This is a genomic window from Pseudomonas sp. SCA2728.1_7 (assembly GCF_018138145.1).
In the GTDB taxonomy this organism is placed as follows: domain Bacteria; phylum Pseudomonadota; class Gammaproteobacteria; order Pseudomonadales; family Pseudomonadaceae; genus Aquipseudomonas; species Aquipseudomonas koreensis_A.
Genome location: NZ_CP073104.1, coordinates 6413270 through 6439456, shown reverse-complemented (window position 1 = coordinate 6439456; position 26187 = coordinate 6413270). Strand labels below are relative to the sequence as shown.

Genomic DNA, 26187 nt, shown 5'->3' with positions numbered 1-26187 from the left:
TCACTCCTACAAGGGTTTTGCATTAACCAGAAATTTGCAGCAGCCAGGTTTTGAACGCTGTCATCGCCGCCGTTTCAGGGCGCGATTGCAACCGCGTCAACCAGTAACTCCCCGTCGTAATCTCGATCGCAAACGGCTGAAAAATCGCCTCCGCCGCCAGTTGCCGGGCGAACATCAGTGGCGGCGCCAATGCCACCCCACCGCCCTGTAACGCCGCCTCCATCATCGCCAACGACGAATCAAACACAATGCTCTGCGGCGGTGCCACCTGCGTCGCCAACCCGGCAGCCTGAAACCACTCCGGCCATTCATCGGTGCGATAGGAACGCAGCAGCGTCTGCTGCAACAAATCCCCCGGCGAATGCAATTGCCGAGCGATCTCCGGCACGCACAACACCGACAGCGGCGCATCGAGCAACCGCGTCGCCTCGATCCCGTGCCACGCACCAGCACCGAAGCGAATCGCGTAATCCAGCCCTTCCGCCGCGACATCCACGCGATTGTTGTTGGTCGACAGCCGCAAATCTATAAGCGGATGTTTCGCCCGGAAGTCCGCCAGCCGCGGCAACAGCCAACCCACGGCGAACGTACCGACCGCGCCGACCGTCAACATTTCGCGGTACTGTCCACCGGCGAGGCGTTCGAGTATCTGTGCGATGTGATCGAACGAGGTGCTCAGCACCGGCAGCAAGGTTTCGCCTTCGCTGGTCAGCATCAGCCCACGGGGCAGGCGTTTGAACAGCGTCACGTTGAGCTGCGCTTCCAGGCTTTTGACCTGATGGCTGACCGCAGCCTGAGTGACACACAGCTCCACGGCGGCGCGGGTGAAGCTCAAATGACGCGCCGATGCTTCAAAGGCGCGCAGTGCGTTGAGCGGCAATTGCGGTCGAATCATGCCCAGTCCCAAATTTTTCTAATGGCTCGTGCGAGTTTTCGTCGTTTGTCGATTGGCTTCGCACTAACTAGATTGGCGGCGCTGATCAGTCGCCCAACGAACGAATCGCCCGCAGTGTAGCGGGATAACATCATCAACACTCATGGAGAGTGGTTCATTCATGTCATCCATTCAATCGAGCAAAGTCATTTCCTGCGCCGCTTTCGGTCTGCTCTTCGGCGCAAATTCCTGTTTCGCCGCCGTGCCCGACGATGCGCAGTTGCAAGCGTTGGTCAACGCAGCGGTGACACCGGTGATGCAACAACAGAACATTCCCGGCCTGACCGTAGCGCTGACCGTAAACGGCAAGGCGCATTACTTTAACTACGGCATCGCCAGCAAAGACACCGGGCAAAAAGTCAGCGAAAACACCCTGTTCGAAATTGGCTCGGTGAGCAAAACCTTCACCGCCACCCTCGCCGGTTATGCCCAGGCGACTGGCAAGCTGGACCTGTCGACCAAGGCCAGCCTGCTCTGGCCTGAATTGAAAAGCAGTGCCTTCGACAACATCAGCGTGGTGCAACTGGGTACGTACAGTGCCGGCGGTTTGCCGCTACAGTTCCCGGACAACGCGGATTCGTCTGACAAGATGCTCGGCTATTTCCAGCAGTGGAAACCGGTTTATCCGGCAGGCAGCCATCGCCAGTATTCAAATCCAAGCCTTGGGCTGTTCGGTTATCTGGCGGCGAAAAGCCTCGGCCAGCCGTTTGATCAGGCAATGACGCAAACCCTGCTGCCGAAACTCGGTTTGCAGCACACCTACCTCAGCGTGCCTGCCGCACAAATGGACCTGTATGCGCAGGGTTACGACAAGAACGGCAAACCGGTGCGTGTCACGCCTGGTGCGCTGGACGAGCAGGCCTATGGCGTGAAAACCAGCGCGGTGGACATGCTGCGTTACGTTCAAACCAACCTGAAGCCTGAAACGCTTGAAGCGTCCCTGCAAAAAACCATCGCCAACACCCACACCGGTTACTACATGGTTGGCGACATGACCCAGGGCCTGGGTTGGGAAATGTACCGTTACCCGATCAGCCTCGACCGTTTGCTGGCGGGTAACTCGACGGAAATGGCCATAGAGGCGCACAAGGTGCAGTGGCTGCATCCGCCGCAACCGCAACCTGAAGATGTGTTGATCAACAAGACCGGCTCGACGGGTGGCTTCGGGACCTACGTGGCGTTTGTGCCGAGCAAAGACGTGGGCATCGTGATCATGGCCAACAAGAACTTCCCGATTCCTGAGCGGGTGAAGATCGCCCACAAAATCCTCAGCGCTGTCGCTGACTGAAAATCAAAAGATCGCAGCCTGCGGCAGCTACAGGATCGGGTTTTCACTCGGTCAATGTAGGAGCTGCCGCAGGCTGCGATCTTTTGTCTTTAAAGCTGCGCCTGCAACTTCCAGCCGATGACATCCATCAAGTCGCAACTGTCACGCAACGGGATCGCCATCACCCGGGCGAAATCCTGTAGCAGCAAGGCATCATGTCCCTTGCCATCTCCCAACGCCAAGGTCTCCATTAATTGCGTCACACAGCGCAAACGGTAAGCCGCCGTGCCATGCAGCACATCCACCGGTGCTTCGCGGTCGATCAGCAGAGCGGGAATCTTGCAGTCGATCCCGGTAAGCGGAATGTATCGCGTCATGTTTGAACCTCCCTGTTCAATGCTGCGTCGCCGCCGGTGGATCGAGATTGTCCAGCGCTCGGTTGACCAGCAACTCGCCAAGCACGGCCAACTGCTGAATCGACAAGGCAAGGCTGCGCGGTGAACCCTGCAGTTCAGAGGCGAGGTCAGTGGTCAGGACGTTCAGTGAAGCGAGGGTTTCGCAAGCGTGGCAGAGCAGCGTGGGCGTATCGATATCGGGCAGGATGGTGAAGAGATGGCTGATGGGATCGGGGTGATGCGGGTTGCGTAATCGGGGGTTGTTGGCGTCGAAGGATCCAGAATCGATGGGGGATTCGGGGGGATTTGGCGTTGGTTTTTTCATGTATGAAGTACCGTAGTGAATTGTAGGAAAAACTACCTTTCTCACTTCCACATGAGGGTGGCAGCTGTACGCAGGTGTGGAAGACCAGGCCAATCCACCAAAACCCGGCGCACTCGAAAGTGCCCCTGCGCACAGCCGCCAAAAACGCGGCGATGTTGACATAAATAACGTCGACATGCGCTTTTGAGACATTGATGGATGTAACCGACAACCGGACTTCCACGTCCGACCACTGTGTTTTGCAGCGGCCAACGAAGACTATCCCTCCTCTCAAAAACCCACCAGTTCCCCACCGCCGCCGCGACTTGCAGGAAAAATCCACGGGACTTGAAGGGGGTTTGTGTCAGACATTTCCGCCGGCACATGCTGCAACGACTTTGGGTTAGCGAATGAATTTGTTGTATCTACACTGCATCGAGTCAATCTTTGGACGAGGATGGCGTCGGGCAAAAAAAACAGTCATTCGAAGGGCGCAGTGATGGAAATCAAAAGTTTGAAGCTTACGGATGTCGGACAATTTAGAGACATGGATATTCAGTTTGCCCCTACCCTAACACACCGCTCGAACATCACGGTGCTGGTGGGAAACAACGGCAGCGGAAAAACCACCATTCTTAAATCCCTGAATATTTGTCTGAGCTGGCTGATCGCAAAAATTCGCGCCAATAAAGGCAATGGCAAATACCTTGTCGATGAAGACATTCGCAACGGCGCCTCAGGAGCCGTCCTTTCGATTGGCATCACCGACGTTTCGCACCCGCGCGCAACTGACAGTGATGCGGGTTCCGAAAACGAATTATTCGTATGGGGCGCTGCCCGAAGTCGCCAAGAAGGTGCAATCTCGGGTCGTGGATATTTGAACGAAGTCAAACTGCTTGCAGACCACTACCGCACTCAACTCACCGCCGACGATAGCGCCTCACTCCCACTGATCGCTTATTACCCAGCCGAACGTTGCGTTCTCGACATCCCGCTTGAAATCACCAGCAAACAAGCCTCTGATCAACTCGACGGCTACGACACCAGTTTCAACGGTGGCGCCGACTTTCGCGGTTTTTTCGAATGGTTCCGTGAACGCGAAGACAGCGAAAACGAAGACGGGATTTCCGACACCGCACTGGCTGAAGTCGCGGAAAAATTCGGTACTGACAGCGACGTTTATAAAACGCTCGCCAACGTGAAAGCCTCCTCCCGCGACCGCCAGTTGACTGCCGTGCGTTCGGCCATCGCCGCGTTCATGCCGGACTTCTCCAACCTGCGTGTGCAACGCAAACCACATCTGCATATGGCAGTCGACAAACATGGCGCGACATTCAATGTCACTCAGCTCTCGCTTGGCGAAAAGTCGATGATTGCGTTGGTGGGTGATATGGCCAGGCGTCTGGCGATGATGAACCCGTCGATGGACAACCCGCTGCACGGCGACGGCATTGTTCTAATCGACGAGGTGGAATTGCGCATGGATCCGCAATGGCAGCTCGGTCTGATTGCACAGTTAAGTACGACCTTTCCCAATTGCCAGTTCGTGTTGACCACGCATTCTCCACTGGTCGTAGGTGATACCAAAGGTGTGCTGGTTTACCTGCTTGATGAGGGCGATAGCCGTGGGTAGACAGGTTGCTGTGAGGGCTTCGGTGTTCGCAAATCTGCTGGCAACGCAATAAACATTGTAGGAGTGAGCCTGCTCGCGATAGCGGTGTATCAGTCAACGCTGATGGTGACTGATACACCGCTATCGCGAGCAGGCTCACTCCTACAGGGAGAGTGTTTTATTCAAAGAGTATGCGATCAGTCATCCGGCATTTCCGGCGGCTTGGCTGGTTTCGCAGGCTTGGTCGGCTTCGCGTTCTTCGCGCCTTTTGCCGGTTCCGGCGTAGCAGCAACCGGCGCCTGAGCCGCAGCGGCCGCTTCCTTCTCAGCCATTGGCATGGCATCGATGGTGTCGAAGATCTTCTTCAAATCCACCGCTTTCGCCTCCTCCCCCGAAGCCGAGAGTTTGGTCTCGCCGTCCTTGCCCACCAGGAACACTTTCGGATACGCCCCGGCGCCCAGCTTCAGCGAGCGCAGCAGCGCCATGGTGTCTTGCTGGCCCATGTCCTTGCCGTCTAGCTGGCCGGACATGTTGAGGATGGTGTAGACCTTGATGTTGCGGTCGGTGACGCCCTTTTTGTTGGCGGGATCCTCCAGCGATTTTTTCAGCGCTACCCACACGGGGTCGACCGTGCTTTGGGCGATCACGATCAGCGGTCGGGCGCGGCCCATGTCCCCGGCGATGGGCGAATCGTTGTCAGCGGCGAACAAGGGGCCGGCAATCGCCAGCAAGAGTGTCAGGGTCAATGACCTGATGAGCATGCGCATCTCCTTTTGATATCCACGCTCTAATGATTGCGCATCGTGGCGATTGTTCCGGGACAACCCGGCAAATATCTTCCGCCTAGTCAGAAGCTTAGGACAGGCGCGACATTGCGCAACATATCCGAGGTGATCACAACGCGGATTTGATTACCTTTTATGACCGCATTAGGGTGGTGGTTCTGCCCATGAAATGGAGTTCACCCGCATGCACATCGATTACCTGTGCGATCACCCCGAATTGATCGAAGAACTGGCCACGCTCAACTTCAAGGAGTGGGGCGAGTTTCGTCCCGGGCAAACCGTCGAGGACCGTATCGAACACATGCGCGAATCCTGCGGCAAAGGTGCCGTGCCCAGCGTGGTGGTGGCGCTTGAAGGTTCACGTTTACTGGGCGGCGCGCTGCTGATCGAAAGCGATCTGAAGCTGCGCCCGAACCTGACGCCATGGCTGGCAGGCGTTTATGTAAAAGCTGAGGAACGTGGGCGCGGGATTGCTTCGCAACTGGTCAATCGAGTGGTTGCAGAAGCGGCGGCGCTGGGCGTGCCCGAGTTGTATCTGTACACCGACACGTCGCAGTCGCTGTATGCGCGGCTGGGTTGGGAAGTGGTTGAGGAGCTGGTGTACGAAGAGTTGCCGGTGACGGTGATGAAATACGTCATTCTGCGTTAACCCGTGGTGAGGCGGCGCGCCGCAAGCTGTGCCGCCTCAGTCCAGCGCTGAATCGAGCGCCGAGAGCAATTGCGAAGGGGCGACGGGTTCTCCACCGAGCTTGAGTTCACCGCTGTCGAGTTCAACGCTCAACCTCACCGACGCCCGATCACCCGGGTATTTGCGCAACACCAGCTCGATGCCATTGGCCGTCTCGTCGGCGGTACTGAGCAAATCCCACTGGCTTTCGCTCAGATCCAGCAGCACCCGCTGGCGCTGCAGATCGACTACCCGCGGCGCATACAGCCAATGGCTCATGCGCATCTCACGCGGTTCGACGGTGATCGCGAGACGACCCTCGCAGTGGACAGTGGTTTCACTCATGGCCGGTTCAGAACGCCAGTTTGTAACCGATCAGCACCAGCATCGTCGCCAGGCACGGGCGCAGTACTTCATCGGAAATGCGTCCGGTCAGGTGGCTGCCGAGCCAGATGCCTGGCAGCGAGCCGACCAGCAAGAAGCCCAGCACACCCCAATCCATGTTGCCCATGCTCGCGTGGCCAAGGCCTGCGACCAGCGTCAGCGGAACGGCGTGGGCGATTTCGGTGCCAACCAGGCGACGGGTCGGCAGCAGCGGATAGAGGATAAACAGCGCGACAGTGCCGAGAGCGCCGGCACCGATCGAAGTCAGGGCAACCATGGTGCCGAGGATCAGACCGGTGATCACGGTCATCACGTTCAGGCGCGAACCGCTTGGGTTGTAGTTACCGCCGGCGCGTTTGTGGGCGAACTCGAGCAAGCGTTTCTTGAAGAAGATCGCCAGCGCGGTGGCGAACAGGACGAAACCCAGCGCCTGTTTGATGATGGCGTTCATCGCGTCCGGCGCGGTGTGCAAAGTGCTGAGAAACCACAGGGTCATGGCCACCGCCGGCACGCTGCCGAGGGTCAGCCAACCGGTGATGGCCCAGTCGATGTTCTTGTTTTTACGATGAACGACGACGCCACTGGATTTGGTTATGGCGGCGTACAACAGATCAGTGCCCACCGCCGTTGCCGGGTTGATGCCGAACCACAACAGGATCGGCGTCATCAACGAACCACCGCCGACACCGGTCATGCCGACAATAAACCCCACCACCAGCCCGGCAATCACCAGGCCGAAATTCGCCAATTCCATTAACACGTCCAGAAAAACGACAGGAAAAATCTGGCCCGCAGCATAGCGATTTTTCTTATAACCACATATATCGATGCGGTCTATCGTTATGCCATATCGAACTCACCATCGCTTTACTGTAGGAGTGAGCCTGCTCGCGATAGCGGTGTTTCAGTCACTGAGTTCGTCACTGATAGACCGCTATCGCGAGCAGGCTCACTCCTACAGGGGATTTTTGGTGAGCCTTAGATCAATGCACTCGCCGCCCCGGTTTGAAGCTGTGGTTTTTGTTGATCCACACCGTGGCCAGCGCGATCAGCGACAGAATCAGCAGCGCCCACGGAAACGACATCGCCCCGGCCCGATCCAGCAACAAGCCACCAAACAACCCGCCCCCGGCGATCGCCACGTTCCACGAAGTGGTGAGCATCGCCTGCACCACGTCAACGTGATCGCCAGCAGAGTCGGCCGCAGAGGTGAGCAATAAGGTTGCCGAGCCGCCAAACGACAATCCCCACACCGCCATGCAGGCGTAAATGATCAGCGGCGACGGCGCTGCCAACGCCAGAACCAGCGCCGTCAACGCAAACACTGCGAGGCTGATCAGCGTCAGCCAACGCAGCCAGCGATCCACCAGCATGCCAATAATCCAGATCCCCACCAGCGAACACAGGCCAAACACCAGCAGCACCAGATCGACCCGGTCAGCCAGCCCGGCCTGCATCAGAAATGGCGCAATGTAGGTGTAGAGAATGTTGTGCCCGAGCATCCACGTCAGCACCACAAATAACACCGGCCGCACACCCGGCAGGCGCATCGATTCGAGCAGCGGCAGACGTTCATCACTGGTTTGCCCCGGACGATCCGGCACGGCGATGACAATCCACGCCGCCAGCACCAGAGCCAGCGCCGACATGATCCCGAACGACGCGCGCCAGCCGATCAGATTGCCCAGCCACGTCCCCGCCGGTGTGCCCAACGACAACGCCACCGGCGTGCCGAGCATGGCAATCGCCAGCGCCCGCCCCTGTTGATGCACCGGCACGATGCCGCGCGCATAACCGGCCATGATCCCCCACGACAACCCCGCCGCCATCCCGGCGAGAAAGCGCGAGGCCAGGGTCAGGCCGTAATGACTGGAGAATGTGGTGACAGTGTTGAACAGCAGAAACCCGCCGACCGTCATCAATAACACCCGGCGCCGAGGCCAGCCACGCGTGGCGACGGTCAGCGGAATCGCCGCGACAATCGAACCCAGCGCATACAGCGTCACCAGTTGCCCGGCGAGCACTTCGCTGACGTCGAGCCCGGCGCCGATTTGCGGCAGCAACCCGGCGGGCAGGGTTTCGGTGAGGATGGCGATGAACCCGGTCATGGCAAACGCCAGCAACGCGGCATAGGGCAGTTTGTCCGCACGGGCGGTGCGGTCGACGCGAGTGAAATCGGCGCTGGCGGGGTCGGTCATGACGGGTGCGGCTCCATTTTGATCAATAGCGGTGACGGATTGTATACAAAAACAACCGTAGCTATTCGATCAATGTAGGAGCGAGCCTGCTCGCGAATGCGCTCTTTCAGGCAATGAAGTGTTGATTGATCCACCGCTTTCGCGAGCAGGCTCGCTCCCACATTGTTGCTTTGCACTCACTGCACCGGCAAGAAATTCAGGAACAGCAAACTCTGCGCGTAGTTAAGGCCGATCCGCCGGTAACGCTCATCGAGCATCTGCGTGATCAGGTCCAGTCGCGCGACGATTTTGCCGAACTCGGTAGCGAAACTCAGGTTGCTGCCCTCCTCCGAGATCTCGTTGGAAAACAGCAGCGGCTGACCTTCCTTGTTCTGTCGCTGGGACAAAATCCACGTGGCTTTTTCGATATTGCGTGCAGCGTTGTGAACGAACGTCGGGTTGATCGCGTCCGTCATATAGAACTCGGTGCGATTGCCGTGGGCGGTGACCAGCATGCTGCCGATCGCATAGATGAAGGCGCCGACGCGATCGCCAAGGAACTCCGGACTCATCGCATAGCTGAGCGCCGCCAGATCCTTGCGACCGCCAAGCACCGGCAACGGCTGTTGCTGCTCGATGGCCTGGCGCACCTGTTTCACGGCCGCATGGATGTTGAGAAAGCCTGACTTGCGCAGTTCTTCCGGGTTGCGCAAGTACAGCTTGCCCTGCAAGCGATAGAGACTGCTGAGGTTGTCGCGCATCGCCAGCGTGGCCATGCGGTCGACGCTGGTCTGCAGGAACTCCTGCGGCTTCCCTTCACGCATCTGGTTGAAGAAGCCGTTGCCGTCCTGGTGACTGCAACCGCTGAACAGCAGCAACGACAAACAGGCCAGAAACAGGCACGGGCGGCGGAAAAAAGCGGTGATCAGGGCAAAAACTCTCGGCATGAAATCTCGAACAGGCACATTCCTGTGCGGCGGGAGTCACCGCATCCTGGCCATGGATAGAGCCGCCGATTGCGAAAAAGTGCAGTGCGCCGAATGCCCGGTCGTCCTTCCACCTGCCACGACCTGCAATTTAGTCTGTCTTTATTGTTGAAATAAACGATTAATCAGCTATAAATTTTCACCTGATGAGTATTTAGTATGACTACTTTGTTTTTTCGGTGATTAACATACCGATAGAACGCCGCTTTCAAAAACAACAACAAAAAGGAAGGTCAACCATGCTTCAATCCCGTCACCTGCTCTCCGGCCTCGGACTGTCCCTGATGATCGCCACCCTCTCCGCCAACGCGGCCGGCCTCAGCGCCGAACACAAAGCCTTCGGCAAAACCAATGACGGCACGCCCGTCGAGCAATACATCCTGCGCAACAGCCACGGCATGCAAGCCACCGTCATCACCTACGGCGCGACCCTGCAATCGCTGAAAGTCGCCGACAAGCACGGCAAGTTCGACGACGTCGTGCTCGGCTTCGATGATGTGCAGGGCTACCAGAAAGGCACCGCCTATTTCGGCGCGACCATCGGCCGCTTCGGCAATCGCCTCGCCGAAGGTGCGTTCGAACTCGACGGCAAGCGCTATCAAGTGCCGCAGAACGACAAGACCAACGCGCTGCACGGCGGCACGCTGGGCTTCGACAAGAAAGTCTGGAAAGCCCAGGAAACCAAGGACAAGGATTCGGTCGGCGTGACCCTGACCTATCTCTCGGCCGACGGCGAAATGGGCTTCCCCGGCAACCTCACCACCGAAGTGACCTATCGCCTCACCGACAACAACGAACTGCGCATCGACTACAAGGCCAGCACCGACAAACCGACCGTGCTCAACCTGACCAACCACAGCTACTTCAACCTCGCCGGCGCCGGCAATGGCGATATCCTCAAACAGGTCGCCACCCTGCACGCCAGCCATTACACCCCGGTCACCGCCAAACTGATCCCGACCGGCGAACTGGCACCCGTGGCCGGCACGCCGATGGACTTCAGCAAACCGACCGCAATCGGCACGCACATCAAGGCTGATCATCCGCAGTTGAAATTCGCCGAGCCGAAACAGGGTGGATTTGATTTCAACTGGGCACTGGATACCAAGGGTGATATCGGCAAAGTTGCGACTGAGGTGAGCGATCCGCAATCCGGTCGCGTGCTGCAGTTGTTCACCACGGAACCGGGTGTGCAGTTCTATACCAGCAACTTCCTCGACGGCACGGTCAAGGGCAAGGGTGGCAAGGTTTATCCGCACTGGGGCGCGTTTACCCTGGAGACTCAGCACTATCCGGATTCGCCGAATCAGCCGAACTTCCCGAGCACTCGGCTTGATCCGGGGCAGGCTTACAGCCACAGCGTGGTGTTGAAGTTCTCCGCCAAGTAAAAACGAAGATCAAAAGATCGCAGCGTGCCGCATCTCCTACAGTTGATCGTTCCCCTGTAAGAGCTGCGGCACGCTGCGATCTCTTTGCTTTTTGAACCCCTGCGCTATCCTGCTGCCCACTAAAAGGTATCGACACATTCAGCAAGGAGGTTTGCATGCGTACCCTCGAACTGGCCGGCGTGCAGGTGCCGGTGATTGGCCAAGGCACCTGGCGCATGGGCGAAGACCGCTCGGCGCACAAGCGTGAAGTGGCAGCGCTGCGCACGGGGATCGAGCTGGGCATGACCCTGATCGACAGCGCCGAAATGTACGCCGAGGGCGGTGCCGAAATCGTGGTCGGTGAAGCCATTGCCGGCCTGCGCGATCAGGTGTTTCTGGTGAGCAAGGTCTACCCGCACAACGCCAGCCGCAAAGGCATCCCGCAAGCCTGCGAGCGCAGTCTGCGGCGGCTCGACACCGATTACATCGACCTCTATCTGTTGCATTGGCGCGGCCAGTATCCGCTGGAAGAAACCGTCGAGGCCTTCGAACGCCTGCGCGAGGACGGCAAGATCGGCCGTTGGGGCGTGTCGAATTTCGATGTCGATGATCTCGAAGAACTCTCCAGTTCGGCCTGCGCGACCAATCAGGTGCTCTACAACCTCGAAGAGCGCGGTATCGAATTCGACCTGCTGCCGTGGTGCCAACACCAGCGCCTGCCGCTGATGGCTTACTGTCCGATCGGCCAGGGCGGCGCGATGCTGGCTGAACCGGTGCTGAATGAGATTGCCGCTCGTCATGGTGTGACCCCCGCGCAGGTTTCGCTGGCGTGGATTCTGCGTCAGGATGGTGTGATTGCGATTCCCAAGGCTGTGCGACCGGAACACGTGCAACTCAATGCACAAGCCGCGCAACTGCAACTGGAGGCCGGGGATCTGGCGGCGCTGGACCAGGCGTTTCAAGCGCCACAACGCAAGCAGCGGCTGGCCATGGTTTGAGCCAGCGGCTGGCGAGGGCTTCGCGATGAGAAGCACTGATCAGTACGACCCGTTCAACCTGCAACGTTTTGTCCAGGCCCAGGATCCAGTGTTCGAGCGCGTGCAACGCGAGCTCGATGAGGGCCGCAAGCGCAGCCACTGGATGTGGTTTGTCTTCCCGCAATTTGCCGGTCTTGGCGGCAGTGAAATGTCCCGGCGCTACGCCATCGGTTCGGCCGAGGAGGCCCGGGCTTATCTGGCTCATGAACTGCTCGGCGCACGCCTGCGGACTTGCACGCAGTTAGTGCTGAAGGTGCAACAGCGCTCGATCGCGGAGGTTTTCGGCCATCCCGATGACCTGAAATTTCATTCCTCGATGACCCTGTTCGCTCAGTTTGCCGCTGAAGACAGCGTGTTCACCCAAGCGCTGGAGCGCTACTTTCACGGCATTCTCGATGAATGGACGCTGCAACTGCTCGACTCAAAACAGGCCCAGTTGCCCGCCGATCAGGGTTGAGAAATCGTCGTCGACAAACGGCAGAATAGCGTCCGCCACCGGTTGCAGTTGGCGGGTGATGTAGTGGTCGTAGTCGATGGCGGCGCGGCGCACTTCCAGCGGTTCGGGGCCGGCCAGAGTGATGACGTAGCTGATCCAGCCGCCATTCTGGTACTGCCGTGGGCGCCCGTGTTGCGCGTTGTAATCATCAGCCAAGCGCGCAGCGCGCACATGCGGCGGCACGTTGCGTTCGTAGTCGTCGAGAGTGCGGCGCAGGCGCTTGCGGTAGACCAAGCGATCATCGAATTCACCGGCGAGGGTTTTACGCACATAGTCGCGCACGTAATCCTGATACGGCTTGCGCTGGAAAATCCGCTCGTAGAGTTCCTGCTGAAATTGCCGGGCCAGCAGCGACCAATCGGTGCGCACGGTTTCCAGGCCTTTGTAGACCATTTCATCGCTGCCGTCAGCGCGGGTGACGAGGCCGGCGTAGCGCTTCTTGCTGCCCTCCTCCGCGCCGCGAATGGTCGGCATCAGAAAGCGTTTGTAGTGAATTTCGAATTGCAGTTCGAGGGCGCTTTCCAGGCCATATTCATCGCGCACATGCACGCGCCACCAATCGTTGACGTGCTTTACCAGCGCATGACCGATGTTCGCCGCTTCTTCCTGCCCGTGCGGGCGACGCAGCCAGACAAACGTCGAATCGGTGTCGCCATAGATCACCGCGTGGCCCTGCTCTTCGATCAGCTTGCGCGTGCGCAGCATGATTTCGTGACCGCGCAGGGTGATCGATGAGGCCAGCCGCGTATCGAAGAAGCGGCAACCGCTGGAGCCAAGCACACCGTAGAAAGCGTTCATGATGATCTTCAGTGCCTGCGACAGCGGTGCGTTATGTTCGCGCTTGGCGGTCTCGCGGCCCTCGGCAACGCGCGAGACAATCGACGGCAGGCAGTGACGGGTGCGCGAGAAACGCGCACCACGGAAGCCCGGCACCGAATCGTTATCGTCCGGGTGCTGCAAACCTTCGATCAACCCGACCGGGTCGATCAGAAAGGTACGAATAATCGACGGGTAAAGACTCTTGTAATCGAGTACCAGCACCGATTCGTAAAGCCCCGGTTGCGAGTCCATAACGAAACCGCCGGGGCTGGCCTGTGGCGGATTGGTGCCCAGGTTCGGCGCGACAAAGCCCTGTCGATGCATCAATGGCATATACAAATGCGTGAACGCCGCCACCGAACCGCCGCTTCTGTCCGCCGGTAGTCCGGTGACACTGGCGCGCTCCAGCAGGAAGGTCAGCAGTTCGGTCTTGGCGAAGATCCGCGTGACCAGTTCGCAGTCCTTGAGGTTGTACTTGGCCAGCGCCGGTTTGTCCTCGGCGAACATGCGGTTGATTTCGTCCATGCGCTGGTACGGGTTGTCGATGGACTTGCCTTCGCCGAGCAGGGTCTGCGCGACGTTCTCGAGACTGAACGAGGGGAAACTCCACGTTGCCGAGCGCAGGGATTCGATACCATCGATGATCAGCCGCCCCGCCGCCGAGGCGAAGTAGTGATTGCGGCTGCCATGTTCGCGCCATTGCATCTCTTCGCCGCCACGACCGATCTTCAGCGGCACACCAAGGCGCCGCGCGTGTTCGTGGAGGATGCGCAGATCGAACTGCACGACGTTCCAGCCGATGATCGCATCGGGATCGTGACGGGCGAACCAGTCGTTGAGTTTCTTCAGAATGACCGTGCGCGAGTCGCAGTATTCAAGGTCGAAGTCGACGATGCTGGCGTCGCCGTTCGGCGCACCGAGCATGTACACCTGACGTTCGCCGCAGCCTTCGAGGGCGATCGAATACAACTCGCCGGTTTCGGTGGTTTCGATGTCGAGCGAAACCAGCCGTAGTTTCGGTCGGTAATCGGGGTCGGGTTTGAGCTGGGCGTTGAGCAATACGCCGTCGGCATCGGGCGTGCCACTGAACCGCACCGGCGCGGTGATAAAACGCTCCATCAGGTAGCGTTCCGGCGGGCGTACGTCGGCTTCGTAGACGTCGACCCCGTTGCGGTTGAGCGCGGTTTCAAGGCGCATCAATTGGCCGTGTTGCTGGCAATACAGACCGAGCACCGGGCGATGTTCGAAATCCTGCAGGGCCAGCGGACGCAGTTCGACGTTCTTTTCGTCGTGCAGCAGGCGTTCGGCCACGGCACGCTGCTCGGCGGGGATAAACGCCACCGACGGCTGATGTGGCAGGCGCACACGGCGCGGCCCGGCGTCGGTCGCCAGCCAGAACTCGACTTCGGTGCCGGCCGGAGTATCGCGCCAATGCCGGGTCAGGACGAAGCCCTGCGGTAAATCCACCACTGCAACCTCAGGAATTGAAACAGAGGGGCATTCTACGCGGCATTGCCTGGGATGACCCTGACGATAAACAGCCGCCAGCCACGGAAAAACCCGGCAAATGACGTTTTTTGCGTGTTATCTGCCGCTTTGCCACCTTGCCCTGCGCGCTTGCGTCTACGATGCTTGGAGAACAACGACAACACCTGAGTAACCGCCATGAAGACCGTCGCCCAACTGCTCAAGCTCAAAGATCAGAAAAATCAGGAAGTGCACCAGATCAAGCCTGATCACATGGTGCTCGAAGCGCTGATGAAGATGGCCGAGAAAAACGTCGGCGCCTTGCTGGTGGTCGAAGATGACAAAGTGGTCGGCATCATCAGCGAACGCGATTACGCGCGCAAACTGGTGCTGCATGGCCGCTCATCCGTGGGCACACCGGTGCGCGACATCATGGTGGCGAACGTGATCACCGTGGACACCCATCAAACCGTCGACACCTGCCTGGGCATCATGTCGGATAAACGCCTGCGCCACTTGCCGGTGGTGGAGAACGGCAAGCTGATCGGCTTGCTGTCGATCGGTGACCTGGTCAAGGAAGCGATTGCCGAACAGGCGGAGTTGATCAAACAGCTGGAGCAGTACATTCGCGGGGAATAACCCCAAAAACACCGCCGCCCCCCCCTGTAGGAGTGAGCCTGCTCGCGATAGCGGTCTGTCAGCTAAAAACAAGGTGGCTGACAAACCGCTATCGCGAGCAGGCTCACTCCTACATTTGAATCTGCGGTGTGTTCAAGAAGGCCAATGCCGGGCGAAGACCGGTGCCAGCACCGGGTGCCGGTCAATCCGCTGCAACCACGCATAAAACCCCGGTCGTGTCTGACGCAAATGCTCGCGGCTGCCGGCCCAGCGCGTCACTACTGCCGCCAGCACATCCAGTGCCCCCGGCGTTTCGTCATCCAGGTACAGCTCGGCAGAAAACTGGTCGGCAAACACCTCCCAACTCCAGTGCAAGCGCTCACGCGCGCCAGCGATCAGATTCTGCCGCGAGGCTTCGTCGGGCATCAGCAGCCAGCGCTCCGGATAATCGATGACGCCGATCGCCGCGTAGCAATTGCTGACGATGTACACCAGGCCGCGAATCGCCTGATCGCGATCATCCGCCCTGACCGGCAGCAGGCCGGACTTGGGAAACGTCAGGCCCAGATGAATCAGGATCGCCGCGCTTTCGGTGATGGCGCTGCCGTCGGGCAGTTGCAAAGTCGGTATCTGCTTGAGTGGATTGAGTTGGGCCAGCGCCTCGGCGGCTTCGGTGCTGGCTTCGATATCAATGAAGCGGTAAGCGATCTGGCACAGTTCCAGCGCCGCTTCGATGGCGGCGGCGCCTGAGTTTCTGTGCCCGTAGAGCTGGTACATATCCAATCCCCCCGAAAAGGCCATTGCCACAGGGTAGATGGCTGTAGCGCGGATGTAGAAAAATTCTGTCTGTATATCGGTTTTGGCACGGTTTTCCCATGCACTCGCGACTTGCGAATTCAAACCTCGCAAAACAGCGCTGGCGGTGCCCATCCCGCACCAAGAGCAATCATCGAACGCTATCCGCGTTCTTGTAAGGTGCGATACCGAACCAAAAGTTCGCGTATCCGAGCTGGCAACAAGGAGTTCACCGCGTGAATCTTCAAACGCTCTGCCGCATCACAACCTCTTTGCATTTATCCGTTCGCCGCCGAGTTCATTCGAACAGTCCCGGCTGCCCTCACACTTACTTTATTACCTGACACCTCGACAGCGCACTGCGTTCGCCAATGAGTTATTGGCCGACGGCAGCGTGCTATTTATTTTTTAAATAAGACTTGGGCAGTTATTGCACAAACGCAGTGTGCATTGAACGACAGCAGGATTGTCGAACAATAACTTTCAGCGCCATTGCAAGTGCACCAAAACTGCTCCACAGGTTTTAACTATTCAGTAATTCAAACGGTGATTTCATTTAAACAACAACAAGGAACATGCCCCGTGAGCCGCTAAAACATTGACCTGCACCAAATCGGTCCGCCGCGCACCAGCAAGTGCCCGTGCCGCAAGTCACGACGCCGCTCTATCCCGCCATTCAGCGGAATACCGCGTACAGCCTGACTCGCCTCTGAAAAAGCTCCGCCAACAGGAGTAACGGGAGTCTGTGCGCCGGATAAAAACCACGGCAGTGGCGAAACTTATATAAATGCGACATGGGTAATACTCATGAAATACGCACTCTACATTTCAGCAACATGTGGCACAGCGGTTGCTATGTGTAACAAGCATGAGACACCGAACGTTGTCTTAAGCAATAGAAGAACAACCAGGGAATGGCCAATGAACACTCGAAGTCGATGACGCTAAGCCAGTAAGTTTGCACAAGCCTCGTTAACCGCATAGTTGAACTATCGGCTTCTGCACACCTTGAAGAAAGTTGCACCCACCCACTCGAACATCCCCCGGATGTTCGGACGGCACCTTATTGCCCTTCATCAACCCGAGGGAGCTTTAATGAACGATGCGGTAAAGCACAGAACCCTGCCGGGGTCGTTGCGGGAAGCGCCAGTCCCGCCGCCACCGGGCAGGCCGGCGTTTAAAGCCAATACCTCGCAACCTGGCGGGCTGAATAAACAGCAGATGGTGTTGCTGGTGGCTGTGTCGGCGCTGATACATGGCGGCGCCTGGTGGTTTCTCCAGCAATCCAAAACAGAGCCGCTGCCAACGCCACCGCAGATTCCGGAAATGACCGTCGAGCTGACCAGCCCGACGCCACCGGCACCGCCGACGCCGGAACCACCACCCCCGCCTCCTCCGCCGCCACCGCCGGAACCTGAACAACCGGTGGAAGACGAGGACGCGGTCAAGCCTCCGCCGAAACCGGTGGAGAAGCCCAAGCCGGTCGAGAAGCCGAAACCGGTGAAAAAGGTCGAGCCGTCGAAAGCTCCACCGGCCCCGGCACAACCGGCTGCACCCGCTGCCCCGGCCACCCCGAGCGCACCGCCGGCACCTGCCGCTGCACCGGGTCCGGTCAAGGAATCGGCGGCGATTTCCGGCCTCGCCAGTCTTGGCAACCCGCCACCGGAATACCCGTCGCTGGCCCTGCGGCGCAACTGGGAAGGCAGCGTGGTGCTGCGCATTCAGGTACTCGCCAACGGTCGCGCCGGCACGGTGACGGTGACCAAATCCAGCGGCAAGCCGCAACTGGATGACGCCGCCGTCGCAGCTGTGAAGAACTGGAAGTTTATTCCGGCCAAACGCGGTGACACGCCGATCGACGGCTTCGCCACCCAGACCATCGATTTCAAATTGCCGCAATAACCGAACGCTCAATCAACGCACAACCGAATAACGCAAGCGAGGTGTCACCATGAACGATTTGTCTTCGATGATTGTCCCCGGCGTGCTCTGGGGTCTGGTGCTGTTTTCCGTGGTCAGCTGGGCCATCCTGCTGGTCAAGTCGGCGCAGTACCTGCGGCAGAAAGCGCAGAACAAACAATTCACCAAGGCCTTCTGGGGCGCGCCGGATCTGCTCACCGCCGCCGAACACGCCAGCCAGTATCCGGGCGCTCTGGCGCGCATCGCCAGCAGCGGTTTCGAGGCGCTGCTGGTGGAAGATTCGCCGCGCACCACCCAGCAATTGGCGCACACCATCAACCGTTCGGATCGCCTGGAACGCAACCTGCGCCAGCAGATCCAGAAGGAACGCCGCTCGCTGGAAAACGGCCAGGCGATCCTCGCCAGTATCGGCAGCACCGCGCCGTTCATTGGCCTGTTCGGCACCGTGTGGGGAATCATGGAAGCGCTGAAAAGCATCGGCGAAACCGGTTCGGCCAGCCTTGAAGCAGTGGCTGGGCCGATCGGCCACGCGCTGATCGCCACCGGTGTCGGTATCGCTGTCGCGGTGCCGGCGGTGCTGATTTACAACTTCTTCCTGCGCCGCTTGAAACTGGCATCGGCAGACATGGATGACTTCGCCCACGACTTCGACGCCCTTGCCTCGCGCAGCGCGTTTTCCATCAGTCGTCAGGCCATCGCCAGCAAAACCACTGCCGCCGTGCGGGAGGCCAGCTGATGTCTTTTTCTACGCAAGACAGCGATGAAGTGCTCAGCGAAATGAACGTCACGCCACTGGTCGATGTGATGCTGGTGCTGCTGGTGGTGTTCATCGTCACCGCGCCGCTGATGACCAACGCAATCAAAGTCAACCTGCCGAAAACCGACGCCGTCGCCCCCGCCGAAAAGAAAGACCCGGTGGTGGTCAGCGTCGATCAGGACGGCAAGTTTTATCTGGCGAAGACCGAGCTGGCGCCGGAATCGCTGGAAGCCAGCCTCAAAGAGGTCAAGGCCAAGGACGCCGAGGTGCGCGTGCAGTTGCAGGCCGACTCCGCCGTCAATTACGGCCAGGTGGCCAAGGCCATGGCGTCGATCGAACGCTCGGGCATTACCAAAATATCGGTGATGACCACCCACTGAGTGCGGTGGCGGACGCGCCTGAGAGACGCGCCCGCCACCGCTCGCTGAATCCTGTCGCAATCGGCCGACCGAAAAAACGCCACGCGTCTTCGGAGGGGATCGGCTTGCTTGAAGAAAGTGGTTTTCCGCACGCGGTATCACCGAAAGCGGAGCAATGAGGGGCTCACAAGGCCAATTCGATAACGTCTAAAAAGTCGGAAATAACCATGCTGATGAACACTCCACGCTTCACGCTCAAACCCTTGGTGGCAACGATTTCTCGTCACCGTTTTGTTCCGTTGTATCTGGTGGCCATGGGGATGGGCGCCGGGACTGTGCAGGCGGCCGAGGACGACAACGCTAACGTCCCGGCAGCTGCGGCGGTGGTGGCGCCGACCACGCAACTGCAACGGGTGGAAGTGACCGGTTCGGCGATTCGCCGGGTCGATGCGGAAACGGCGGTGCCGATCACCATTCTCAAGGCCGATGAGCTGCGCAAACAGGGCGTGACCACCACCGCCGAACTGGTGCAGCGCATCACTGGCAGCCAGTCGATCAACAACAGCGCAGGCTCCGTGGGCGCGGCGACTGGCGGCGCCTCGTTCGCCGACATGCGCGGCATCGGCGCGAACAAGACGCTGGTGCTGCTCAACGGTCGACGCCTGGCCAACAACGCCTTGTCCGGCACCAACTCGGCCGGCGGCGCGGTGGATCTGAACATGATCCCGTTTGCCGCGATCGAGCGCGTCGAAGTGCTGCGCGACGGCGCCTCGGCCTTGTACGGTACCGACGCCATCGGCGGCGTGATCAACTTCATCACCAAGAAATCCCTGACCGACGGCCAGTTGACCCTCGGCGGCGAAACCCCGACCCACAGCGGTGGCGGCGCGACCAAAGACATGAGCGCCAGTTGGGGCTACGGCGACCTGGAAGAAGACCGCTTCAACGTCCTCGGCGTGTTCAACTACAACAAGCAGCAGAACCTCGACGCCAACGACCGCTCTTTTGCTACTGACTACGCCCCCGGTCGCGGTCTCGATCAGACCTCCGGCACCGCGTTCCCCGGCAACTACAGTCAGAACGGCAACGCCACCAACCCGTTGGCCAACAGCAATTGCAACGGGCCGAACCTGATCGCCCGCGACGGTTTGTGCCGCTTCAGCACCCGCGAATACATCGACCTGGTGCCGCAGACCGAGAAGACCTCGTTCTTCGGCAAGACCACCGGCAAACTCGGCGACGATCACAACGTCAACCTCGAATACTTCTGGTCGCGCAACAACAACGCCACGGCGATCGGCCCTGCGCCGTTGACCGGTCTGAGCCTCGACGGCTCATCGCCCTACTATCCCGGCAATGGCATCACCCCGGCGCCGACCGATTTCGCCCTCGACCCGACCCAACCGGTCGACGTCAACTGGCGGGAAACCGCTGCCGGCCCACGTGAATCGAAAGACCAGAACACCAGCCAGCGCTTCCTGCTCAGTTTCGATGGACTGGTCGGCGGTTGGGATTACAACGTCGGCGCCTCGTACAACCAGAACAAAATCGTCTCCAGCGTCACCAATGGCTTTGTCAGCGATCAGGCGATGATCAACGGTTTGGCCAGCGGTCTACTCAACCCGTTCGGCCCGCAATCGGCCGCAGGTCAGCAATACATCGATAACGCGGCGTACCACGGCGCCTACTCCACCGCTGTTGGCCGTGTGGCCGGTTTTGATGGACGTATCAGCCGTGAAATCGGCGATTGGTTCGGTGCCGGCCCGTCCGGTCTGGCCTTGGGCGGCGAGTACCGCAAAGAGAAATTCCACCAGGACTTCGAGTCGTTTGCCGGCGACATCCAGAGCCTCGGCATCGACCCCAACGGCAGTGTCGAGGGCGATCGCAGCGTCAAAGCCGCCTACGCGGAAATCAACGTGCCGGTGCTCGACAGCCTCGAACTGTCCGCCGCCGTGCGTCACGACAAATACAGCGACTTCGGCAGCACCACCAACCCGAAATACTCGTTCCGTTATCAGCCGTTGAAAGAGCTGGTGGTGCGTGGCGCCTACAGTGAAGGCTTCCGTGCGCCGTCGCTGTACGAGCTGTATTCACCGCGCAGCATCACTTTCACTCAGGGTTACTACAACGACCCGGTGCTGTGTACCGGCGGTGTGGTGCAACCGGGCGGCAACGGCGGCCGCGATTGCGGTCAGCAGTTCCTCAACCAGATTGGCGGCAACGAAGACCTGGCTCCGGAGAAGGCACGCAACGTGACCCTCGGCTTCGTCTATCAGCCGATCAACAACCTTTCGGTGGGTCTGGATTTCTGGTGGATTCACATCTCCAACCAGATCCAGCCGTTCCCGGAATCCACCGTGTTTGATCAGGCCGGTTCCTACCCCGATCGCTTCGTGCGCAATGCCGACGGCACGCTTAACTACATCGTCACCGGCAACGCCAACCTTGGCATCGTCGAAACCAACGGTGTCGATGTGTCGCTGGATTACCGCTTTCCGAACACGCCGTACGGTCAGTTCGGTCTGGGCCTGCAAGGCACCTACGTCGATGAATACGACTTCCAGAGCACCATCAAAGGCCCGTTCACCGACAAGGTCGGCGACTTTCAGGGTGACGGCGTGATCGCGCGCTGGAAGCACAACCTCACCGGCAGCTGGACCTTCGGCGCGGCGCGGGCGGCACTGACCAACCGCTTCACCACCGGCTACAACGACTACGACCGCGACACCCACGCGCGCGTGGCGTCGTATTCGGTGTGGGATCTGTCGGCCGGTTACACCTTCAACAAGGTGCTGGATGTCGATGCCGGGATGAAGAACGTGTTCGACCGCAACCCACCGTTCTCCAACCAGGCCTACAACTTCCAGAGCGGCTATGACCCGCGTTACACCGACCCGCTGGGGCGCACCTTGTTTGCGCGCATGACTTACCACTTCTAACCAAGAGCACCGCAACTCCTGTAGGAGTGAGCCTGCTCGCGATAGCGTTTTTTCAGTCAACCTTGCAGGGTCTGACTTGGCCTCATCGCGAGCAGGCTCACTCCTACAGTTTTGATTTGTGTGCATTCAGGAATTAAGGAGTGATTGCATGAGTTTTTTGCGCAACATGGCGGGCCTGCTTCTGGGCAGTGCGCTGCTATGCACCGGCACCTCGGCGCTGGCCGCTGGCAGTTATGCGCTGACGGTGTACGGCGAGGCGCCGAAGTATCCGGCGAATTTTCAGCACTTTGATTTCGTTGATCCCAAAGCGCCCAAGGGTGGTTCGCTCAGCCGCGCGTCGATGGAGATCGGTCAGTACAACTACATCAGCCCATACGCCGATCAGGGCATTTCCGTGGTGCAGGTCAACGACTGGGTGTACTCGCCATTGGCGTTCCGCTCGCTCGACGAGCCGTACACCGTCTACGCACTGGTCGCGCAACAGATCGAGCGCGATCCCGAAGGTATGTGGGTGCGTTTCACCCTCAATCCAAAAGCACGTTTCGCCGACGGCACGCCGATCACCGCCGAAGACGTGCGCTACACCTTCAACCTGTTGATGACCAAGGGCAGCCTGAGCTATCGCCAGCAATACGCCGACGTCCAGGACGTGCTGATCGAAGGCCCGCGACAAGTGCGTTTCACCTTCAAGAACAACCTCAACCGCACCCTCGCGCTGGATCTGGCGACGATGCGCGTGGTCCCCGAACACTGGTGGAAGACCCGCGACTTCGCCAATGGCGGCGGTTTCGAGCCACCGCTGGGCAGCGGCCCGTACCGGGTGAGCAAGGTCGACGCCGGGCGCAGCATCAGTTTCGAGCGCGATCCGGACTGGTGGGGCAAAGACCTGCCGGTCAGTCGCGGGATGTACAACTTCGACACGCTCACGGTGAATTTCTACGGTGACACCGACGTCGCCCGGCAACTGCTGCAGGCCGGCGCATTCGACTACAACCGCGAGTTCTCCTCGTCCGGTTATGTGGTCGGCTATGACAGCCCGGCACTGCGTGACGGTCGCTTGCAGCAGTCGATCCTCGCCCCGGACAAACCCACCGCCGCTCAGGGCTTCGTGTTCAACCTGCAAAACCCGTTCTTCAAGGATCGCCGCGTGCGTCAGGCGATCAGCCTGCTGTGGGATTTCGAGTGGACCAACAAACAGATGATGCGCGGCTTCTACGTGCGTCAGAACAGCTTCTGGCCGAAGAGTGAAATGGCCGCCACCGCGCTACCTGATGCCGAGGAATTGAAGATCCTCGAACCGCTGCGTGGGCAGATTCCCGACGAGGTCTTCACCGAGGTTTATCAGGCACCGAAAACCGATGGCAGCGGCTACATCCGCGACAAGCAACTGCAAGCGCTGAAGCTGCTCGCCGAGGCTGGCTGGACGCCGCAACACAATCGTCTGGTCAACGCTGCGGGCGAGCCGCTGGAGTTCACCTTTCTCGACGGTCAGGGCGGCTTCGACCGCATGTTGCTGCCGTTCAAACGCACCCTCGCGCAGATCGGCATCACCCTGAATTTGCGCCGGATCGATTCGGCGCAATACGTCAACCGCCTCAACGCCCGCGACTACGACATGATCGTCACCAGTTTCCCGCGCAGCGGCGATCCGATCGTCTCCCCCGGCCGCGAGTTGTACAGCCTGTACGCCTCGCAAAGCGCCACGCAAGTCGGCAGCTCGAACTCGATGGTGCTGGCCAACCCGGCGGTCGATCAACTGATCGACGGACTGGTCCAGGCCAACAGCCGCGAAGCCATGGTGCATTACGCCCGCGCCCTCGACCGGGTGCTGCAATGGGGTTACTACATGATTCCCAACTACTACTCCAAAGGCACACCAACGGTGTATCAGAACCGCTTCGGCATGCCAGCCGTGCAACCGGCGTACGACGAAGGCCTTAACACATGGTGGGAGGTATCGGCCAAGGCGCTGACCACGCAACAGATGCACAGCCAACTCGCGGGGGGCCAGTGACATGCTGCGTTATCTGAGTCGACGTTTGCTGCTGATCATCCCCACGCTGCTGTGCATTCTGGTGGTGAATTTTCTGATCGTGCAGGCCGCGCCGGGTGGCCCGGTCGAGCAGGCCATCGCCCGCTTGCAAGGCTTCGGCGGGCACAGCATGGGCGGTGGTGGCGAGGTTGCTGCGGTTGGCGGCGCGGGTCGCAGCAGCCGTGGTCTCGATCCGGCGCTGATCGAGGAGATCAAACACCATTACGGTTTCGACAAACCCATGCACGAACGCCTGTGGCTGATGCTGAAAAACTACGCGCAGCTGGATCTGGGCAGCAGTTTCTTTCGCGGCGCCAAGGTCACCGATCTGATTGCGCAGAAGCTGCCGGTATCGCTGTCGCTGGGCTTGTGGGCGACGTTGATCACCTACCTGATTTCGATCCCGCTGGGCATTCGCAAAGCGATCAGGAACGGCAGCGCGTTTGATGTCTGGAGCAGCACGGCGATCATCATCGGCTACGCGATGCCAGCGTTTCTCTTCGCAATTCTGCTGATCGTGGTGTTTGCCGGTGGCAGCTACGTCAACTGGTTTCCGGTGCAGGGGCTAGTCTCGGATAACTTCGACAGCCTGAGCACGCTGGGCAAGGTCGGCGACTACCTCTGGCATCTGGTGTTGCCGGTGACGGCGCTGGTGATCGGCGGCTTTGCCACGTTAACGATCCTGACCAAAAACAGCTTCCTCAACGAGATCAGCCGCCAGTACGTGATCACCGCCCGGGCCAAGGGTCTGACCGAGAGGCGCGTGCTCTACGGCCATGTGTTTCGCAACGCCATGTTGTTGGTGGTGGCCGGTGTGCCGTCGGCACTGATCGAGGTGTTTTTCGCCGGCTCCCTGCTGATCGAAACCATCTTCAATCTCGACGGCCTCGGGCGCATGAGTTACGAGGCAGCAGTGTCGCGGGATTACCCGGTGGTGTTCGGCGCGCTGTTTCTGTTCACCCTGTTCGGCCTGTTGATCAAGCTGATCGGCGACCTCTGCTACACCCTGCTCGACCCGCGCATCGACTTCTCGGCGAGGACTGCCTGATGTTCACACTTTCTCCTCTCGGCCAGCGCCGCGTGGCGCAGTTCAAAGCCAACCGGCGCGGACGCTGGTCGTTGTGGCTGTTTATCGGCCTGTGTCTGATTTGTCTGGGCGGTGAACTGATCGCCAACGACAAGCCGCTGGTGATCCGCTACCACGACGCCTTTTACTTCCCGATCCTCAGCGATTACCTGGAAACCGATTTCGGCGGCGAGTTGCCGTTTCAACCGGATTACGCCAGCAGCTATGTTCACAAGCTGATTGAGGATCAGGGCGGCTGGATGTTGTTTCCGCCGATCCCGTTCAGCTATGACACGGTCAATTACGACCTTAGCGAACCAGCGCCGAGCCCGCCGTCATCAAGCAATTGGCTGGGCACCGACGATCAGGCGCGCGACGTGTTGGCGCGGGTGATTTTCGGCACGCGGATTTCGATTCTGTTTGCGCTGATCCTTACCGGCATCAGTGCGTTGATCGGCATCGTTGCCGGGGCGTTGCAGGGTTACTACGGCGGTTGGGTCGACTTGCTCGGGCAGCGCGTGCTGGAGATCTGGTCGGGGTTGCCGGTGCTCTATCTGCTGATCATTTTGTCCGGTTTCGTCTCGCCGAGTTTCTGGTGGTTGCTGGGGATCATGGCGTTGTTTTCCTGGCTGGCGCTAGTTGATGTGGTGCGCGCCGAGTTCCTGCGTGGGCGCAATCTGGAATACGTCAAAGCTGCGCGAGCGCTGGGCCTGACCGACAACGAACTGATGTGCCGGCACATCCTGCCCAACGCGATGACCTCCACCCTCACCTATTTGCCGTTCATTTTGACCGGCGCTATCGCCACGCTGACTGCGCTGGATTTTCTTGGCTTCGGCATGCCGGCCGGTACCGCGTCGCTGGGCGAATTGATCGGTCAGGCCAAACGCAATCTGCAAGCGCCGTGGCTGGGGCTGACGGCGTTTTTTGCCCTGGCGCTGATTTTGTCGTTGTTGGTTTTCATCGGTGAGGCTTGCCGTGATGCGTTTGATCCAAGGAGCTGA

24 protein-coding genes are annotated in these 26187 nt (G+C 59.4%); 14 read left to right on the top strand and 10 right to left on the bottom strand.

The window, feature by feature from the left end; genetic code table 11:
• Positions 1-22 precede the first annotated feature (22 nt).
• Positions 23-895: a LysR family transcriptional regulator gene (locus KBP52_RS28755; protein ID WP_212621497.1), complete on the bottom strand. Its 873-nt coding sequence runs from the start codon at positions 893-895 to the stop codon at positions 23-25.
• A gap of 160 nt (positions 896-1055) precedes the next feature.
• Here KBP52_RS28755 and ampC point away from each other — a divergent pair, with 160 nt between their 5' ends.
• Positions 1056-2222 carry a class C beta-lactamase gene (ampC, locus tag KBP52_RS28750; protein ID WP_212621496.1) on the top strand — a complete coding sequence of 389 codons (1167 nt, stop codon included), beginning with the start codon at positions 1056-1058 and terminating at the stop codon, positions 2220-2222.
• Between the two features lie 89 nt (positions 2223-2311).
• Here ampC and KBP52_RS28745 read toward each other — a convergent pair whose 3' ends face one another.
• Both KBP52_RS28745 and KBP52_RS28740 read right to left on the bottom strand, forming a co-directional pair.
• Positions 2312-2578, bottom strand: a complete 267-nt coding sequence (locus KBP52_RS28745; RefSeq protein ID WP_007918666.1) for a hypothetical protein — start codon at positions 2576-2578, stop codon at positions 2312-2314.
• A 16-nt stretch (positions 2579-2594) separates the two neighbouring features.
• Positions 2595-2921: a DUF6124 family protein gene (locus KBP52_RS28740; protein ID WP_077573717.1), complete on the bottom strand. Its 327-nt coding sequence runs from the start codon at positions 2919-2921 to the stop codon at positions 2595-2597.
• A 478-nt stretch (positions 2922-3399) separates the two neighbouring features.
• On the opposite strand from KBP52_RS28740, the gene KBP52_RS28735 reads away from it, so the two are divergent.
• Positions 3400-4533 carry an AAA family ATPase gene (locus KBP52_RS28735; RefSeq protein WP_212621495.1) on the top strand — a complete coding sequence of 378 codons (1134 nt, stop codon included), beginning with the start codon at positions 3400-3402 and terminating at the stop codon, positions 4531-4533.
• 176 nt (positions 4534-4709) lie between these two features.
• Here the strand turns inward: KBP52_RS28735 and KBP52_RS28730 are convergent, their stop codons facing one another.
• Entirely contained in the window at positions 4710-5273 is a 564-nt protein-coding gene (locus KBP52_RS28730; RefSeq protein ID WP_077573718.1) for a DUF4174 domain-containing protein, read from the bottom strand.
• Between the two features lie 208 nt (positions 5274-5481).
• Here KBP52_RS28730 and KBP52_RS28725 point away from each other — a divergent pair, with 208 nt between their 5' ends.
• Positions 5482-5946, top strand: a complete 465-nt coding sequence (locus KBP52_RS28725) for a GNAT family N-acetyltransferase (protein ID WP_212621494.1) — start codon at positions 5482-5484, stop codon at positions 5944-5946.
• A 36-nt stretch (positions 5947-5982) separates the two neighbouring features.
• Here KBP52_RS28725 and KBP52_RS28720 read toward each other — a convergent pair whose 3' ends face one another.
• The 4 genes from KBP52_RS28720 to KBP52_RS28705 form a co-directional block, all read right to left on the bottom strand.
• Positions 5983-6309, bottom strand: a complete 327-nt coding sequence (locus KBP52_RS28720) for a hypothetical protein (protein ID WP_212621493.1) — start codon at positions 6307-6309, stop codon at positions 5983-5985.
• A 7-nt stretch (positions 6310-6316) separates the two neighbouring features.
• Positions 6317-7102 carry a sulfite exporter TauE/SafE family protein gene (locus KBP52_RS28715; protein WP_212621492.1) on the bottom strand — a complete coding sequence of 262 codons (786 nt, stop codon included), beginning with the start codon at positions 7100-7102 and terminating at the stop codon, positions 6317-6319.
• 229 nt (positions 7103-7331) lie between these two features.
• A complete protein-coding gene (locus KBP52_RS28710) occupies positions 7332-8546 on the bottom strand; it encodes an MFS transporter (protein ID WP_212621491.1) in 1215 nt (404 codons plus the stop codon).
• Between the two features lie 176 nt (positions 8547-8722).
• Positions 8723-9472, bottom strand: coding sequence for a hypothetical protein (locus tag KBP52_RS28705; RefSeq protein WP_212621490.1), 750 nt, complete (start codon positions 9470-9472; stop codon positions 8723-8725).
• Positions 9473-9750: 278 nt separating this feature from the next.
• Here KBP52_RS28705 and KBP52_RS28700 point away from each other — a divergent pair, with 278 nt between their 5' ends.
• The 3 genes from KBP52_RS28700 to KBP52_RS28690 all read left to right on the top strand — a co-directional run bounded on the left by KBP52_RS28700 (position 9751) and on the right by KBP52_RS28690 (position 12372).
• Positions 9751-10899 carry an aldose epimerase family protein gene (locus KBP52_RS28700; protein ID WP_137219499.1) on the top strand — a complete coding sequence of 383 codons (1149 nt, stop codon included), beginning with the start codon at positions 9751-9753 and terminating at the stop codon, positions 10897-10899.
• Positions 10900-11054: 155 nt separating this feature from the next.
• Positions 11055-11876, top strand: a complete 822-nt coding sequence (locus KBP52_RS28695) for an aldo/keto reductase (RefSeq protein WP_212621489.1) — start codon at positions 11055-11057, stop codon at positions 11874-11876.
• A gap of 25 nt (positions 11877-11901) precedes the next feature.
• The gene (locus tag KBP52_RS28690; RefSeq protein WP_212621488.1) at positions 11902-12372 is read left to right on the top strand and encodes a DUF1810 domain-containing protein; all 471 of its coding nucleotides are present in this window, start codon (positions 11902-11904) and stop codon (positions 12370-12372) included.
• Here the strand turns inward: KBP52_RS28690 and KBP52_RS28685 are convergent.
• Positions 12337-14697, bottom strand: coding sequence for a DNA polymerase II (locus KBP52_RS28685; RefSeq protein WP_212621487.1), 2361 nt, complete (start codon positions 14695-14697; stop codon positions 12337-12339). The two genes, KBP52_RS28690 and KBP52_RS28685, sit on opposite strands and share 36 nt — an antisense overlap.
• A gap of 198 nt (positions 14698-14895) precedes the next feature.
• Between KBP52_RS28685 and KBP52_RS28680 the strand changes: the two genes are divergently transcribed.
• Positions 14896-15336 (top strand): CBS domain-containing protein, encoded by a 441-nt coding sequence (locus KBP52_RS28680; protein WP_008084932.1) that lies wholly within the window; start codon positions 14896-14898, stop codon positions 15334-15336.
• A 132-nt stretch (positions 15337-15468) separates the two neighbouring features.
• On the opposite strand, the gene KBP52_RS28675 is transcribed toward KBP52_RS28680, so the two are convergent.
• Positions 15469-16092: a glutathione S-transferase gene (locus KBP52_RS28675; RefSeq protein ID WP_095121155.1), complete on the bottom strand. Its 624-nt coding sequence runs from the start codon at positions 16090-16092 to the stop codon at positions 15469-15471.
• Between the two features lie 1113 nt (positions 16093-17205).
• Here KBP52_RS28675 and KBP52_RS28670 point away from each other — a divergent pair.
• From KBP52_RS28670 to KBP52_RS28640, 7 genes are all read left to right on the top strand, one after another.
• Positions 17206-18012: an energy transducer TonB gene (locus KBP52_RS28670; RefSeq protein WP_212621486.1), complete on the top strand. Its 807-nt coding sequence runs from the start codon at positions 17206-17208 to the stop codon at positions 18010-18012.
• 49 nt (positions 18013-18061) lie between these two features.
• Positions 18062-18766, top strand: coding sequence for a MotA/TolQ/ExbB proton channel family protein (locus KBP52_RS28665; RefSeq protein ID WP_077573737.1), 705 nt, complete (start codon positions 18062-18064; stop codon positions 18764-18766).
• Positions 18766-19167, top strand: a complete 402-nt coding sequence (locus KBP52_RS28660; protein ID WP_007918272.1) for a biopolymer transporter ExbD — start codon at positions 18766-18768, stop codon at positions 19165-19167. The genes KBP52_RS28665 and KBP52_RS28660 overlap by 1 nt, the downstream gene beginning before the upstream one ends.
• 206 nt (positions 19168-19373) lie before the next feature.
• Entirely contained in the window at positions 19374-22085 is a 2712-nt protein-coding gene (locus tag KBP52_RS28655; RefSeq protein WP_212621485.1) for a TonB-dependent receptor, read from the top strand.
• 148 nt (positions 22086-22233) lie between these two features.
• Positions 22234-24099, top strand: a complete 1866-nt coding sequence (locus KBP52_RS28650) for an extracellular solute-binding protein (protein ID WP_212621484.1) — start codon at positions 22234-22236, stop codon at positions 24097-24099.
• Position 24100: 1 nt separating this feature from the next.
• On the top strand, positions 24101-25165 hold the full coding sequence (gene yejB / locus KBP52_RS28645) for a microcin C ABC transporter permease YejB (protein ID WP_212621483.1): 1065 nt from the start codon (positions 24101-24103) through the stop codon (positions 25163-25165).
• On the top strand, positions 25165-26187 hold the full coding sequence (locus tag KBP52_RS28640) for an ABC transporter permease (RefSeq protein ID WP_077573741.1): 1023 nt from the start codon (positions 25165-25167) through the stop codon (positions 26185-26187). Before yejB ends, KBP52_RS28640 begins: the two co-directional genes overlap by 1 nt.